This window comes from Marinobacter sp. CP1 (assembly GCF_001266795.1).
Lineage (GTDB): Bacteria > Pseudomonadota > Gammaproteobacteria > Pseudomonadales > Oleiphilaceae > Marinobacter > Marinobacter flavimaris.
The window spans coordinates 2,086,300-2,101,238 of sequence record NZ_CP011929.1 but is presented as its reverse complement, the minus strand read 5'-3'; the positions used below and the strand labels follow the sequence as shown (position 1 = coordinate 2,101,238).

General features: G+C 60.7%; 12 protein-coding genes. 6 read left to right on the top strand and 6 right to left on the bottom strand.

Going from position 1 to position 14,939, the window contains the following annotated elements; translation table 11 throughout:
• Positions 1-86: 86 nt before the first annotated feature.
• Complete coding sequence (locus ACP86_RS09705; protein ID WP_053115511.1) at positions 87-2,192, bottom strand: 3-hydroxybutyrate oligomer hydrolase family protein; 2,106 nt, start codon at positions 2,190-2,192, stop codon at positions 87-89.
• 354 nt (positions 2,193-2,546) lie between these two features.
• On the opposite strand from ACP86_RS09705, the gene ACP86_RS09700 reads away from it, so the two are divergent.
• On the top strand, positions 2,547-3,458 hold the full coding sequence (locus ACP86_RS09700; protein WP_053113481.1) for an alpha/beta hydrolase: 912 nt from the start codon (positions 2,547-2,549) through the stop codon (positions 3,456-3,458).
• Between the two features lie 11 nt (positions 3,459-3,469).
• Here the strand turns inward: ACP86_RS09700 and ACP86_RS09695 are convergent, their stop codons facing one another.
• Positions 3,470-3,832 (bottom strand): DUF6164 family protein, encoded by a 363-nt coding sequence (locus tag ACP86_RS09695; protein ID WP_008176755.1) that lies wholly within the window; start codon positions 3,830-3,832, stop codon positions 3,470-3,472.
• Positions 3,833-3,929: 97 nt separating this feature from the next.
• Between ACP86_RS09695 and ACP86_RS09690 the strand changes: the two genes are divergently transcribed.
• The 4 genes from ACP86_RS09690 to ACP86_RS09675 are packed head-to-tail and all read left to right on the top strand — an operon-like array spanning position 3,930 to position 8,427.
• On the top strand, positions 3,930-5,339 hold the full coding sequence (locus ACP86_RS09690; protein WP_053113480.1) for a DUF2868 domain-containing protein: 1,410 nt from the start codon (positions 3,930-3,932) through the stop codon (positions 5,337-5,339).
• Complete coding sequence (locus ACP86_RS09685; RefSeq protein WP_053113479.1) at positions 5,336-6,766, top strand: GTPase/DUF3482 domain-containing protein; 1,431 nt, start codon at positions 5,336-5,338, stop codon at positions 6,764-6,766. The genes ACP86_RS09690 and ACP86_RS09685 overlap by 4 nt, the downstream gene beginning before the upstream one ends.
• Before the next feature lie 50 nt (positions 6,767-6,816).
• The gene (locus ACP86_RS09680; protein ID WP_008176749.1) at positions 6,817-7,212 is read left to right on the top strand and encodes an ectoine synthase; all 396 of its coding nucleotides are present in this window, start codon (positions 6,817-6,819) and stop codon (positions 7,210-7,212) included.
• A 12-nt stretch (positions 7,213-7,224) separates the two neighbouring features.
• Complete coding sequence (locus ACP86_RS09675) at positions 7,225-8,427, top strand: CynX/NimT family MFS transporter (RefSeq protein WP_053113478.1); 1,203 nt, start codon at positions 7,225-7,227, stop codon at positions 8,425-8,427.
• 170 nt (positions 8,428-8,597) lie between these two features.
• On the opposite strand, the gene ACP86_RS09670 is transcribed toward ACP86_RS09675, so the two are convergent.
• Both ACP86_RS09670 and ACP86_RS09665 read right to left on the bottom strand, forming a co-directional pair.
• Positions 8,598-9,773, bottom strand: a complete 1,176-nt coding sequence (locus tag ACP86_RS09670) for a type III PLP-dependent enzyme (protein ID WP_008176745.1) — start codon at positions 9,771-9,773, stop codon at positions 8,598-8,600.
• Between the two features lie 178 nt (positions 9,774-9,951).
• On the bottom strand, positions 9,952-10,770 hold the full coding sequence (locus ACP86_RS09665) for an alpha-L-glutamate ligase (RefSeq protein WP_053113477.1): 819 nt from the start codon (positions 10,768-10,770) through the stop codon (positions 9,952-9,954).
• A 141-nt stretch (positions 10,771-10,911) separates the two neighbouring features.
• Here ACP86_RS09665 and ACP86_RS09660 point away from each other — a divergent pair, with 141 nt between their 5' ends.
• Positions 10,912-11,766, top strand: coding sequence for a translation initiation factor eIF-2B (locus ACP86_RS09660; protein WP_008176740.1), 855 nt, complete (start codon positions 10,912-10,914; stop codon positions 11,764-11,766).
• Here ACP86_RS09660 and hrpB read toward each other — a convergent pair.
• Together hrpB and ACP86_RS09650 are read right to left on the bottom strand one after the other, a co-directional pair.
• Positions 11,720-14,200 carry an ATP-dependent helicase HrpB gene (gene hrpB, locus ACP86_RS09655; protein ID WP_053113476.1) on the bottom strand — a complete coding sequence of 827 codons (2,481 nt, stop codon included), beginning with the start codon at positions 14,198-14,200 and terminating at the stop codon, positions 11,720-11,722. The genes ACP86_RS09660 and hrpB overlap by 47 nt on opposite strands.
• A 22-nt stretch (positions 14,201-14,222) precedes the next feature.
• Entirely contained in the window at positions 14,223-14,894 is a 672-nt protein-coding gene (locus ACP86_RS09650) for an SCO family protein (RefSeq protein ID WP_008176736.1), read from the bottom strand.
• Positions 14,895-14,939 lie beyond the last annotated feature (45 nt).

Here is a 14,939-nt window from a genome sequence, read left to right as displayed (position 1 = left end):
GGCCGGGTGCAGTGACGGAAGTATATGGGGCCCCCGGACCGGGGGCAAACGAAGCCGGCCCCGCAACGGGCCGGCGCGTGTCACACTTATTCCGGGATCCGGACCTGATTGTCAGTAAAGACAATCCGGTCGCCAGCATCCGGCGCGGGATTGATCGCCGGCAGGTTGACCTCCGCCAGCGGTGTTGTGATAGCGCCCCGTGGCACCGTCCGGACTACCTGGCTTGGCGGCAACGCCCGCTTTTCAGTCAGATTCGCCCAGACCAGGTCCAGCGCCTGGAAATAATAGTGGTGCAACGGCACATACCGGTCAGCAACGCCCGGGAACCCATTAAGTACGTCCAGGTGATGCGCGTTCAGGATTTCGTAGTACCGCAGGTTACTTTTCTCCCCCTCCACTCGCTGGTTCAGGCCAAAATAGGGCCGGGAGGTGTGGTTGATGGGTAGAATCGCATCGGCACGGCCGGTCACGAAAACCGTCGGCTTGCCCTGCAGATCACCCGAGGCACGGACTTCGGCGATACCCTCGGCAATAGCCGTTGCCAGCTCGGCGTCAGAGCCCTGCAGATCAGCTCCGCTGACGGCGTCGCTGCCCTGGGCAAGGCTACGAAGGCACAACAGTGCATCCAGGCCATAGTCCAATTGGTTGGTACTTGGTGAAGCACTGGCAGGCAGATTGGTGGGCTGACCATCGGCACCATCGTAGACGATGTTCACCCCGGCCGACGGCGGAATGCCATTGCTGATAGAGAACAGAGCGGCCTCTACCCCCGGCGCTATCGGAGCCACTGCCCCGGCGCCATCCACGGCCGCCAGGCTGAGATCACAGACACGATCCTCGACACCGGCGCGACTATAAGCATTGGCATAGGTCATGGAAATACTCTGGGCTACGGCGAGCCCGAAGTGCACCGGCGCCAACAGATTCTGCTCCGGCTGAATACCAAAGTCCTCGTTCAGGATGCGCAGCGCTTCGGTAGCCCGGTCATCCAGCGTGGCACCACTTACCAGACCCTTGTTGGCAAGGGAGTTACAGATATTCTCGCCGATTGCAGGGGGATTGAAGGTGGCGTTCAATGGCGCATCGTCCCGGATCGCCGGCGCCTGGTTGGCACAACCCTGATAGACGGCAAGGGCCGTGGTGTAATCCAGCAGGCTGCGGCTGTGCTCGGTAATCTCCGGGCCCTCGCCCTGGCGTATGGTGAAGCTTCGGTCCACCTGCGGGTTCACGTTGGGCTCGGACACCGCCACTCCATCGATAAGGCCCTTCGTATCCTGCTCGGCTGCACGGACGGAAGAACCACCACCGTTGGAGACACTGGAGGCAATGACCACGGTGTTTTTGGGTTTGATGGTCAGCAGCGTTTCGCCGTTGCCCAGCTCACGGCCAAACTTCTCGTTCAGCACGTAAAACCCGAATTCGATGGACTGCAGTACATGCTGGCCCCAGTCGGCTTCCGGATTGGCTCTGGAGTGAGCGTGCTTCCAGGCAAACCGATCCGGCCACGCGCTGTCGAAATCCGCTCGCTGCCCATCGGTCAGGTCGGCCCGGAACTGCACTGGTTCGACATCGGAGGTGAGCGTGCCATCAATCCGCTGGGCGGTGTTTGTAGCCAGGTTATGGGAACCTGTTCCTGTGCCCTTGTCGGTGTATACGACAGCACACCCTTTTTTCAGGCCCCACTCGCCGGCCGTACCGATAGCACCGTAGATGCCCCGGGAGCCGGAGGACGGCGCCGTGACCATGCAGGGTCGATCCGGGTCAAAGCTATCGGGCACCTGGGCCATCACCGTAACCGGCACGTCGGTTCCGGGCACAGACATGTAGGCAATGAATTCTTCACCCGCAATCAGGCCTTCACCGCTGGCGTTAACCTGCGGACCAAAGAAGGTCCCATAACCGCCTCCGGGGGCGGTATCCACCAGTGCGCGGTAGTTGTTATAGATCGCCAACCGCCGGAGTTCTGCAGCGGTAGGGTTCAAAGGGTCTGCGAATGCAGGCCCGGGCGCACTGGCCAGACCGCTGGCACCCAGGCCCGCAGTAAGCAGGTCATCGGTGATACCGTCGTAGCTGGTCTGACTGATATCGCCCTGAATGAAATCGGGGATTTCGTTGAACGGTGGATTATCCTTGCAAGCTGAGAGGGTCAACCCCGTGGCGCCGATCAGGGCGCAGAGCATTATTCGTTTCATGATCGTTCCTTGTTTGTTGTTGTAAACGAACAGACCAGGCCGCAAGCCGGGCCCCGGGAACGCCATGCGCATCCTGTGCCAATTGGCTATGTATCTGATTTATATATATTAAAATTACCTATTACTTGAACTTGAGAGAATAATTCCGGATTTCCGGACAGTCCCGGGGCCGGCAATCATCAAAAAACACGCCTATTGCGAGCCTTGCAGAGATTGTCCTTGAAACCGGACACTGTACTGAATGTCGGACAATGGAGTCTGGATGAGGCAATCCGCCCCGTACCGGCATCCATCAATATCAGTGCGTCGTAGATTTGATGTGAAACCTCAATTCGCCTGAAAAAGGAGAGCCCAGTGCCCGGTTACCGAACAGGGGGCAGACGGGGTGGGTTGGTCGGCGTGATTGGCAGCCTGCTGTTGCTGGCCGGATGCGCGACCCACCACAATGGACCAGAGAACGCGGCCTTGCCGGGAGAGCAATCCTTTCAGGTAGAGCGCAATTTACAGTTCTCCCCAGATAACTGGCCACAACAACTCTTCGCCGACCTTTACCTGCCCGAGAACGGGGCCTCAGGGCATCGCCATCCGGTGGTCCTGATGGTTCACGGGGGTGGCTGGCAACGACGGTCCCGTGAAGACATGGCCTGGATCGCGGAAGAAGTGGCCAGCCACGGTTTCGCGGTGCTGAACATCGACTACCGGTTTGCACCGGAATACACCTTCCCGGCGCAGCTGCATGATCTCCAGCTCGCCCGCCAGTGGTTGAACGAGCATGCCGACAAATACCGCCTAGACCGCAAGCAAGTCAGCGGTTTCGGGTTTTCATCCGGCGCCCATCTGATTGCCCTGCTGGCCCTGGTGGCAAGCTCCGACAGCGAGCTGAACGAGCCCTACGGCGGGCCGGAGTCCCGGCTGCACGCTGTTGTCGCCGGCGGCTTGCCGTCTGACCTCATGGCGTTCGGTTCGGGCAAGTTGATCCGGCAGTTCCTCGGTGGCGAGCAGCAGGCGATGCCGGACACCTATCGCAGTGCCTCACCGATCAGTCACGTGACGGCCAACGCACCGCCCTTCTTCCTCTTTCACGGCGCCGTGGACATGCTTGTGCCCTTCAGCCAGGCCGAACGTTTCCGGGACGCTCTCGCAAGTCATCAGGTATACAGCGAACTCTATGAAATGCATCTGCGAGGACATGTCACCAGCTTTCTCACAGCCGGCGATGCGGTTGACGAGGCAATCGCATTCCTCGACCGAAAAAACAGCGACTGATTGCCGGGTCGCTATCCGATCCGGATGAACGGCAGCAGGCTCAGGCCCATGATGACCAGAATGGCAATGCAGGCCGCCAGAGTCCGGATTGGCCTCTGCCTGAGCATGAACCAGAAACCGCCGGATTCGCCCCGGGCCAGGTGCTCCTCGTAGGCCTGTCGCTGGGTTTCATAGCGTTGCCTCTGATACTCATCCAGCAGCGCCCTGGCCCTGGCCGCCTCATCGTCGTCGTGCACCCAGAAACCGCCCATGCTGATGCCCCAGCGGCTTGGTGGCGTCTCGTAATAGGCTACCTCGTGGGCATCAAACAGGGCCCGGATTTCCTCGGCCTCGTCATCGGGTACATGGCGCAGGTTCATCAGATGGTGGGGCATGGACTCTCGTTGTCTGGTATCAGGTGCGGGTATCCCTATATCCTAGCACTAAAGCCCGACGGGGCCCGACAGCCCGAATTCGACACCGGAACCCTGAATGACCGACAACCCCCTCCGATTGCTGCTGGAGTTTGACAGCCAGGCGCAACGGGACAGATCACAGCCGCCTACCTTCCTGCATCGACGCGATCGCAAGTTTGCTCTCGTCTGTGAAGAGCAGGGCGAGGCCCCGGACGCGGCCCGCTGGCTCGCCCACCTGAACCGCCTCAGCGGTCCCCGGACAACCCCGACATCCGCGGACCGGACACTGGCATCGTGGCGCCGGATCAACGGTGGTTTTGCAGTGTCAGGCGCGGTTGCGGGCACGCTGGCGATGGCCGGGCTGCTGTTCTATGACGGCGGCCAGCGCATCAACATCACGGTTTTCCTGGCGTTCGTGTTGCTGCACCTGATATTCGCCCTGTTCACCACCGTGCAAGCCATGGCCGGATGGCAGCCCTGGCGCTGGTTGGCACGTCGATTGGGGGTCAACCCGGGAGATGGCGCCTTCACCAGGCTTCAGCCTGTTCTGATGGCCAGAGCGGCTCACCTGGGCGGCATTGCGTTCGCCATCGCAGGGCTGTTTACCTTGCTGGCCATGGTCGTCTTGCAGGACCTCGCCTTCGGCTGGAGCACCACGCTGGACACTGCCGCCACCAGCTATCACGGATTGGTAAAGGCCATTGCGACGCCCTGGGCCTGGCTCTGGCCTGCCGCGGCCCCGGATCTTGCGCTGGTCGAGGCGACGCGTTTTTTCCGGGCCGGTAACCCAACGGCAAGTCCTGACCCGGCCCTCTGGGGCCTGTGGTGGCCGTTTGTGGCCATGATGTGGGCAACCTGGGTTCTTCTGCCAAGGATAATTCTCTGGGCGTGTGCGTCCGTGCAGGCCCGGCAAAAATCCCGGCGCCTGCTCACCAGTCATCCAGCCATGCACGCCCTGCTGTATCGCATGGAAACACCCGCCCTGGACACTGGCAACAGCCATCATGACGCCGACGATCTTCCGGACACCGACACTCGAGGCAACCTGCTACCACTGCCCGACAGCGACATTCTGTTGTGTTGGGCCGGCGCCGGTGAACCGGAATTGCCAGAGTCGCTTCGGTCAGGCAAGCAGCTCGTGCTCACGGCCGGCGGCAGCGCCAGCCTTTCGGACGATGATCAGGCTCTGCACCGGATCGCCGAGCATCTGAAAAACAACGCCAAGGCAGTCATCCTGCTGGTTCGCTGCTGGCAACCCCCGACCGGCGAGCTTCAGGACTTCCTCGCGGCCGCCCGGGACATCTGGCCCGACAACGCCAGGGTCGCGCTGGTGCCACTGGCCACGGACAGCAATCAGCAACCCGATGCCCACCAGATCCAGCCCTGGCTGCGATTTGCCCAAAGGTTGGGCAGCGAGTTCGTCCAGGTGTCTCTGCCCCGGCTCCAGATGCGGGATCCCTACACAGCCATCGGGGACGGGTCATGACTCAGATACCCACGTTTGCGGTCGTCGGACACCCGAACAAGGGTAAATCCAGCGTGGTGGCGACCCTGTCCCAGAATGATGCCATTGCCATTGCCCTGGAACCCGGCACCACACGCAGGCATCAGGCTTACCCGCTGAAGGTGGACGGCCAGACCCTCTACACTCTGGTCGACACGCCCGGATTCCAGCGGCCGAGACGGGTAATGGAGTGGCTGGAAGCTCACAGTGTCTCCGCCTCTGATCACGCAGACACCGTCAAAGCCTTTGTGGCACAGCATGAGGGGGACGGCCGATTCACCGATGAATGTGAGCTTCTCAGACCGCTGATTGAAGGCGCCGGGATCATCTACGTGGTGGACGGCTCGGTGCCCTACAGCGCAGAGCACGAGGCAGAAATGACCATCCTGCGCTGGACCGGCCGCCCGAGCCTGGCCCTGATCAACAGCATCGGTGCCGACGACTACAGTGATACCTGGCAGGCCGCGCTGGGCCAGTTCTTTCAGGTTGTCCGCCGTTTCGACGCTGTTCGCGCCCCATTCGAGCAACATCTGGGCCTTTTACGGGCTTTCGGACAACTGGAGCCGGACTGGGAAACACCACTGGAACAGGCCACTCACTACCTGTCCGCCCAGCGGCAGCAGCGCCGCCATCAGGCCGCAGTACTGATCGCCGGGACACTGGAGAGCATGATGTCCTACCAGGAAAAACGGACGCTTACCGCCGGCCAGGCTGCAGAAACCAGTGACGGCTCCCTGGCCGAACAGCTGCGGGAACGTTGGTATCGTCACCAGCGCAAGCGGGAACAGACCCTGCGCGTGGATATCGAACATCTTTATCAGCACCAGCGCATCCGTCGCCAGGAGCCCGAACTGGAGTGGCACAGCGAACACGACCTGTTCTCGGAAGACAGCCGCAAAGCCTGGGCGGTCAGCAAGCGCTACCTGGCCACCGCCGGCTTCGGCGCGGGCGCCGTCAGTGGCGCCGGAATCGACGCGCTGACCTTCGGCTCCTCCCTTGGAACCGGCGCTCTGGTGGGCGGTTTGATCGGTGCTGCCGGCAGCTATTTCTACGGCGATCGGCTGGCCCTGCCGGCGCTGAGCATCGGCGTGCTAAGGGACGGATTGAAAACAGCCACCTTCGGTCCTGTACAGGACAGCCAGTTCGGCTATGTTGTATTGGGAAGGGCCGTGGATCACTGGTGGCATATCTCCCATCGGAATCACGCTGGTCGCGACCTGCTGGACCTTGAGCCAGCAGACCATCACTGGCTCGAGCGACTTGAAAAATCGAGCCGACAAGAAATTCAGAAAGCCTTCGACAAGTGCCGGAAACGGCGCCCCCTGGATGAACGCCAGCGGGAAAGATTCGCCACCTCGATCGAACAGGCCATGGCCGTTTACGACGATTGGCGGTTGAACCGCACCTGAAAGGGATGTTTATACTAAAAGGCTATTCCATCACAAAATGAGGAATGCTCATGAAAATCGTACGAGTGCAAGACATTATCGGTACCGAGCGGGAAGTCACCGGCCCAGGGTGGACAAGCCGCCGCATGCTGCTCAAGAAAGACGGCATGGGCTTTTCCTTCCACGAAACCATCATCCCTGCCGGGGCCGAGTTGAACCTCTGGTACAAGCATCACCTCGAAGCGGTCTACTGTGTTGCCGGCAACGGCAAGATCCTGGACAAAGCCACTGGTGAAACCCACGAGATCACTGACGGAACCCTGTACGCACTCGACAAGCATGACCAGCACACCCTGTACGGTGGCACGGAAGACATGCGACTGATCTGTGCCTTCAACCCACCGGTTACCGGCCGTGAAGTCCACGACGAAGACGGTGCCTATCTGCCGGACACCAGCGAAGACTGAATCGTCTTGCCCGTGGCTGAATACCAGGCCGCGACCACACCGCCACCGCCAGCGAAGCTGCTGCCGGTGGCGGTGTTGCTTTGGCTGGCCGGCGTTTACCTGCGGATACCGGTACTGGTCGCGCCGCCCCTGGCGCCGTTCATCAGCAACGAACTGGCACTCACCCAGGCACTCACCGGCGCCCTGACCACCCTGCCCATCCTGATGCTGGCCATCGGCTCCATGCCCGGCTCACTGGCCATTGCCCGGATTGGCCCCCGCAATACCCTGGCTCTGGCCATGGTGATTATGGTGATCGGCTCCGCCGGGCGCGGCCTGATGCCCGACACCCTGACCCTGATGATTGCCAGTGCCGTCATGGGCATCGGCGTCTCCATGATGCAACCATCACTGCCGGCACTACTGCCCCGGTGGCTGGACCCCCACCACCTCGCGTTAGGCTCGGCGATCTACATGAACGGCATGCTGATGGGTGAGTTCATCGGTGCCGGCATCACGCTGCCTGTGCTCATGCCCCTGCTAGACAACAGCTGGCGCGCCACCCTGGTGGCCTGGTCACTCCCGGCGCTGCTGGTTGCCGCAGCCCTGTTCCTGCCCAAACGGGACCGGGCCAAACCGGTGCGAAAAGTAGCCTGGCTACCGGACTGGCATAACCCCTTGACCCTGAGAATCGGTCTACTGCTCGGCCTCTCCGGCTCGCTGTTTTTTGGCCTCAACGCGTACATGGGCAACCTGCTGCAGCATCAGGGCCAGTTCGACAAACTGCCGGATGCCCTGTTCTGGTACAACCTTGCCCAGGTCTTCGCCTCCCTGATCATGCTGAAAATGGCGCGCTACTGGGTCGGGCGTCGTGGCGTCATCGCCACCCTGGCCAGCATCAGCCTGCTCGGCGCCATTGGCGCGGTCATGCTTACCGGCTGGTGGTCCATCGTCAGTGCCACCCTCATGAGCTTGGTCGCCGGCATGCTCCTGATCCTGCTCGTAGCGATACCCCCGCTGGTGGTCTCCGCCGCCGAAACTGGCCGCCTCTCCGCCGGCACCTTCCTGGTCGGTTACACCGTCGCTTTTTGCGTGCCTATGCTTGGCGGTGTCGTCGCCGACTGGACCGGCGATGCCCGCCATGCCCTGATGCTGATGATCACCTACGGCCTGCTGGTCTTGCCCCTGGCCTTTACCCTGAACCTGGAACGAAAAAAGGACCAGCCCGAAAGCTGATCCTTCTCTGAATACCAATTTTCCCTTCGCGGACTCCCCATATCCAGCCGGAACGGCCGTGGGGCGGGGGTGTCCTTTCCGCCGGGAAAAAATGTCTGAGCAAAGCGAGTTGTTTTTCCCAGAGGAAAGGACACCCCCGCCCCGCGGCCAGACTCCGAACTAATACAGGGTCAGATGTAATAGTCCTTCAACGGAGGAAACCCATTAAACTCAATGGCGCTGTATGTCGTTGTATAGGCTCCGGTAGACAGCCAATACATCCGATCCCCAATCGCCAGATTCAACGGCAACGGATACTTGTGATGCTCATACATGATATCGGCACTGTCACAGGTCGGCCCGGCAATCACACAGTCCTCGCCTTCGCCCGCCTTCTCAGTCCAGATCGGAAACTTGATCGCCTCATCCAGGGTCTCGATCAGGCCTGAAAACTTGCCCACATCGGTAAACACCCAGCGATGCAGGGCAGTACGGGATTTCCGGGAAATCAGAACCACCTCGCTCACCAGAACACCGGCGTTGGAAATCAGCGATCGGCCCGGCTCGATGATGATCTCCGGCAGCTCCGCACCAAAGTCCTCGTGCAGGAAGCGGGCAATCTCCTCGGCGTACACCTTCAGCTCATTGGTGCGAGTGATGTAGTTGGCCGGGAAACCACCGCCCATGTTGATCATCTTAAGCTCGATACCGTCTTCTTCCTTCAGACGCTCGAAAATCACCTTCACCTTGTTCAGGGCCGCATCCCAGGCGCCAATCTCGCGCTGCTGGGAACCGACGTGAAACGACACGCCGTAGGGCACCAGACCCAGGTCACGGGCAAGGATCAGCAGGTCCATGGCCATGTCGGTCTGGCAGCCGAACTTGCGGGACAGCGGCCAGTCTGCCGTCAGGGTACCTTCGGTCAGGATACGCACATACACTTTCGAGCCCGGGGCCGCCTTGGCGATGTTGCGAAGGTCTGCCTCCGAGTCGGTGGCAAACATACGAACGCCTTTCTCGTAGAAGGTGCGAATGTCCTTCGCCTTCTTGATGGTATTGCCGTAGCTGATCCGCTCACCGGTCACACCCAGGGCCATCACCTTGTCCAGCTCGTAAACCGACGCGATATCGAAAGAGGCACCCTTGTCGCGCAGCATGGTCAGGATCTGCGGGGCCGGGTTGGCTTTCACCGCATAGTAAACCTTGGCGTAGGGGAAACCCTCGACCAGCTCGTCATACTGACGGTCAATCGTTGCGGTGTCGATCACCACAAACGGAGTTTCCTTGCCGTCGGCAAAGTCCTTGATGCGCTTGAACGTGTCGGCTTCGTAGTAATCGGCGATATTGGCGTTAGCGGCTTCGGTCATGGGTGGTGTGTCCCTCCACAGGGCAAACAGGCATAAAAAAAGGCACTACAGCAACGCTGCAGCACCCGTTAGATAGCGCGATCATCGGGCTTTTTTGAGGGCCCGGATATGAGCATATCTACCCATAAGTAATAGGCAATACTGGCAACGCCACTGGCATGAATTCTGGCGGGTTTTCCTAGACCGCCACCGGCCATATCGGCGGTGGTTCGGTAGGCCCGTCCGGGTCTTCCGGTTCAGTCTGTTCCCGTAGATAGCCGAGAATCGCTTCCTGGAGCTCCGTGCCCTGGCCCAATCCCTTGTTTCCGAACAACCGGTTGAATTCCAGTACGTAAGGGTGGCCATCCACCAGCGCAATATCAAAGCCGGCGTGATCAACACCCAGATCCCGGGCCAGCCGCAATGCCAGCGCCGTCATCGCCGGGGGAACCGGGCTGTTGTCGATGCGGCCACCTTGGGCCACATTGTTGTAGAAGCCCTGATCGGCCTGGGTTCGCCAGTAAGCCGTCAGCACCTGATCGCCAACCACAACAACTCGTGCATCCCGGTCCAGAGGCAGGTATTCCTGGGCGTAGAGCACGTCAGTGCGCTCGCAGTAGCGGCGCCAGTCCTCACGGGATTCAATCAGCCAGACGCCTTCGCCCATGCTGGCCTTGGGAAGCTTTGCCACGAACGGATGCACCATGGCATCCCAGATCATGTCACGTTCCACCGGGCCGTTGGCCTCAATCATGGTCCAGGGCGTGTGCTCCGGGGCCACCGTCTGGAATGCACGGGTCATCTCCACTTTGTCGTGGCCGATGCGGTAGCTGGCTTCGCTGGGAAACACCCGGCACTTGAGACCGTGAACCAGGGCATTTAACTGCCAGTACTCTGGAAACAGGACCCAATCTGCTTCCCGCAACAGTTCTTTATGACGCAAAAACTGGTCCGGCTTGAGGACGGTGGTGTCGGGAAAACCCAGGGTTCGGAAAATATCGAAGGAAACAAGGTGCATGGATACTGCGCACTCGGGGTTGAGTTGCGCGTATTTTATACAGGGCTGACATTCAGGCAAGTGCTATTTTCACCTCCAGACATCAGGAAAAGACCGTACAGGTGCTACCCTTGAAGCAGCACATAAGCACGGAAGAGCGGAATGCAGGAACTTGATGCGAGGGCAAAGTCCCTTCTGGCCGCACTGAAAGCGGACTCCCGGTCAGGCGCTACACAGCTGGCAATGAACACCCTCGATCAACTGCTATCTTACCTGGACGAGGTCGAGCCAGAGGGCGAGACATTTCTGAGGCTACTGGCAGAACTCCGGGCGGCACGCCCGAGCATGATCGTGATTGGCAATGCACTGGCCATGATCGAGCAGCGTCTTTCCAGTGATGTTCAGGTCGCACTTCAGGCCGTCATGGACATCAGAGACCAGCTGGAAAATGCCACCGGAACCATTGCCCGGCAAGCCCTCGATCTTCTGCCAGAGTCGCCGGTGATACTGACCCATAGCGCCAGCTCCGCGGTACTGGCGCTGTTTCGTAACATGGCGGAACAGCGCCAGGCCTTCTCTGTCATCTGCACCCAGAGCAGCCCGGGCTTCGAGGGCCACTCCCTGGCACGGGCGCTGAACGAGCTAGCCATACCCGTCACCTTGATCACCGATGCGCAGATGGGGCTGTTTGTGCCCCAGGCTGACCTGGTGATCACCGGGTGCGATACCTGGCTTTCCAATGGGCATTTTATCAACAAAAGCGGTACACACTTGTTGGCTCTGGCGGCCCATGCGGCCGGGAAGCCCCTCTGGGTTCTTGCCGACAGCTTCCGGAACAGCGACGCCGACCCCGGGTCGGTTGAACTCGAGGAAATGCCCGCGGAAGAACTCAACGCACCGCCGGGAGACTGGATAACGCCACGGAATATCTACTTTGAGCGGGTGCCACACGCGCTGGTCAGCAAACGCATCAGCGAGTTGGGCGTTTTTTCGTGCCCTGCTGAGCCTCGGCGGTAAACGGATCTTCCGGCCAGGGATGCTTGGGATACCGCCCACGCATATCCTTGCGCACCTCGGGGTAGGCGTTACGCCAGAAACTGGCCAGATCGGCGGTGACCGCCAGAGGCCGTTGCGCGGGGGACAACAGATGAAGCACCACCGGTACCCGCCCACCGGCAACGGCAGGGGTTTCTTTCCAGCCAAACAGCGCCTGGAGCTTGGCCGCCAACACCGGGCCATTGTCGGCGGTGTAATCCAGACTCACCCGCTGGCCGGTCGGTATGGTCAGATGTGTTGGCGCCAGACTCTGAAGCTGCTGCTGGGACGGGTAATCAATCAGGCTGTTAAGGGCCGCCAGCAAGTCGATCCGGGCCAGATCGGACCATCGGGTCATGCCGACCAGAAACGGGCCCAGCCAAACCTCGAGACTATCCAGTAACGCCGCGTCATCGGTGTCCGGCCAGCCGGAATCCGGGAAGGTTCTGGCGAGCAACCTCATTCGGGCACGCCACTGGCGACTGCCATCACTCCAGGGCAGGCTTTCCAGGCCCTTCTTCCGAATCGCGCTGAGCAGCCCCTGCCGGACCAGTTCCGGATCCACCCGGCCGAGCGGCTTTTCCTGAAGCACGAGTTCACCCAGTTTTCGCGCACGCCGCGCCAGAATTTTACCCTGGCTGTCGTCCCACAGTGCCTCTTCGATCTCCTGTATGTGGTCAGCCAGGTCGAGCTCCAGGTCCGGAATGTCCACCGGCGCGGCCAGGTAAATCGTGGCTTCGCGGGCCTGGCCATCCAGCTCGGCCGCCACCAGCCACTCGTGCCGTGCCAGGGGATCATCCTCTCTCAGTACCGCACCTTTGCCATTACTGAGCTGATACCTCGCCGCCTTATCCGATCGCCGCCTGGCAATACGGTCCGGATAGGCCAGGGCAAGCAATCGGCCGATTTCGGTCTCCGAGGGCGGTGTTGCCTCAGTCGTCCCGGGCCCGGAAAGACGCCGGGCCGACTGGCGTACAGCCTTCAGGCGAGCGACATCCAGCGTGCGATCCCGCCGTTCCCCGAAGAACACCCGAACCCGCTCGTGCATGTCCGCACCAGTTCCGGGGCCCAGGAGATCACGCTCTTCCAGCAAGGCGGCCACGGCCGCAGCCGCGCCTCCGAGCCCTATAGAACGGCCTTTCAGCACCATATGCGCCAGTCGCGGGTGTATACCCAGCTCCCGGGCCGCTTTGCCGTGGTCCGTAATAGCTCCGTCTGAATCGAGCAGATCGAGCCACCGCAGGAGGGCCACAGCCTGCCTCCAATGGGCGGCAGGGGGCTTATCAATCCAGGCGACGGCATCGGCTTCCCGCGCGCCCCACTGGGCTAATTCCAGCACCAAGGGTGCCAGATCGGCCTCCAGAATTTCGGGCGGCGTGTAATCGGCCAATCCGAACTGTTCCGATTCGCTCCACAATCGATAACAGACCCCGGGCTCCATCCGGCCGGCCCGGCCTTTACGCTGTTCCGCAGAAGCCCTGGATACCCGGCCAGTGACCAGGCGGGTCATGCCACTGTTGGGATCAAAAACGGCCCGACGCTGCTGACCGCAATCGATAACAACCCGAACCCCTTCAATGGTCAGACTGGTTTCGGCAATAGCCGTAGCCAACACCACCTTGCGCTGGCCTTCGGGAGCCGGCGAGATTGCCTGGTCCTGCTGCTCCGATTTCAGATTGCCGTATAGTGGAGCAAGCATCACCCGGTCCGGCAGGTTTGCACGGAGCTGTTGCTCAACCCGACGTATCTCACCCACACCGGGCAGAAACACCAGCAGTGAGCCGCTTTGATCAGCCAATGCCTCCCGAACCACAGCGGTAACCTGATCCACCATGCGGCCACTGCGCGGCAACGGCCGGTAATGAACATCGACCGGAAACGCCCGTCCTTCACTGGTTATTACGGGAACGTCTCCAAGCACTTGCGCAATCGGCCCGGTATCCAGGGTTGCGGACATCACCAGCAACCGCAGATCCTCCCGCAACGCCTGCTGCGATTCCCGCACCAGGGCCAGGCCCAGATCCGCCTGCAAAGAGCGCTCATGGAACTCATCAAAGATGACCGCCGCGTACTCCTCCAGCATCGGATCCGCCTGGATCAGCCGGGTCAGGATGCCTTCGGTCACGACTTCGATCCGGGTGGCCGCAGACACACGGGTATCCAGCCTTGTGCGATAGCCTACCGTCTGTCCGGGCTGTTCATTGAGTTGCCGGGCCATGAACCGGGCGGCAGAGCGAGCTGCAAGCCGACGGGGCTCCAGCATCAGGATCTTGCCGTCACCGCGCCAGGGCGCATCCAGAAGGGCGGCAGGCACACGGGTGGTTTTACCGGCACCGGGCGGAGCCTGCAGAAGTAAGGTAGTCGTGCGTTCCAGGGCCGCTTTCAGGTCTGGAAGAATGGCATCAATAGGGAGCATCGGATTCCGGGTTTCTGAAGCGTCAGGAGCTCACCCGCTCACGATTGGCCTTTGCCCACTGGTAAATCCGCTCAAAGGCCTCGGCCAGGTTGTGCGGATTATGGGGCGGCTGGATCACAGCAGCAAGTTCGCCGTCGGGGTTCAGCAGCGCAAAATGGCCGCTGTGATCCACCAGCAGCTCGCCATCCACCTCACGATGGACAAACACCGCGTTCAGGCTTTTGGCCAGTTCCCGCAAGGTGTCCAGATCTCCGGTCAGACCATGGAAATGTTCACCGAAGAAGTCCGTGTAGGCTTTGAGTTTCTCCGGCGTATCGTGCTCCGGGTCAGCGCTGACCAGCAGATAGTCAGGCTGGGGCAATTCCTTGGACAGCAGCTTGTCGGTCTGGCGCAAATTGGCCATGGCTGCCGGGCAGATATCCGGGCAATTGGTGTAGCCCACGAATGCAATGGTCCAGCGACCCCTCAGACTCTCCCGCGTGACCGTTTCACCGTTCTCATCCGTCAGCGTGAACTCTGCCAATTGACGAGGCTGATCATAGACATACGTATTGAACTCCGTCAGCTCCGGCGCCGGAATCGGTTCCTGGTTACCCACCAGAAATACCTGCCGTCCAACAACCAGTCCAAAGATCAGAACAACGATTAGCAGAAGGCAGAACAGGGTAAGGCGAATAGAGCTGGAGCTTTTCATGGGTGGTCCACTTCGTTGATCAGATAAGCAGACGGGGATGGCTTT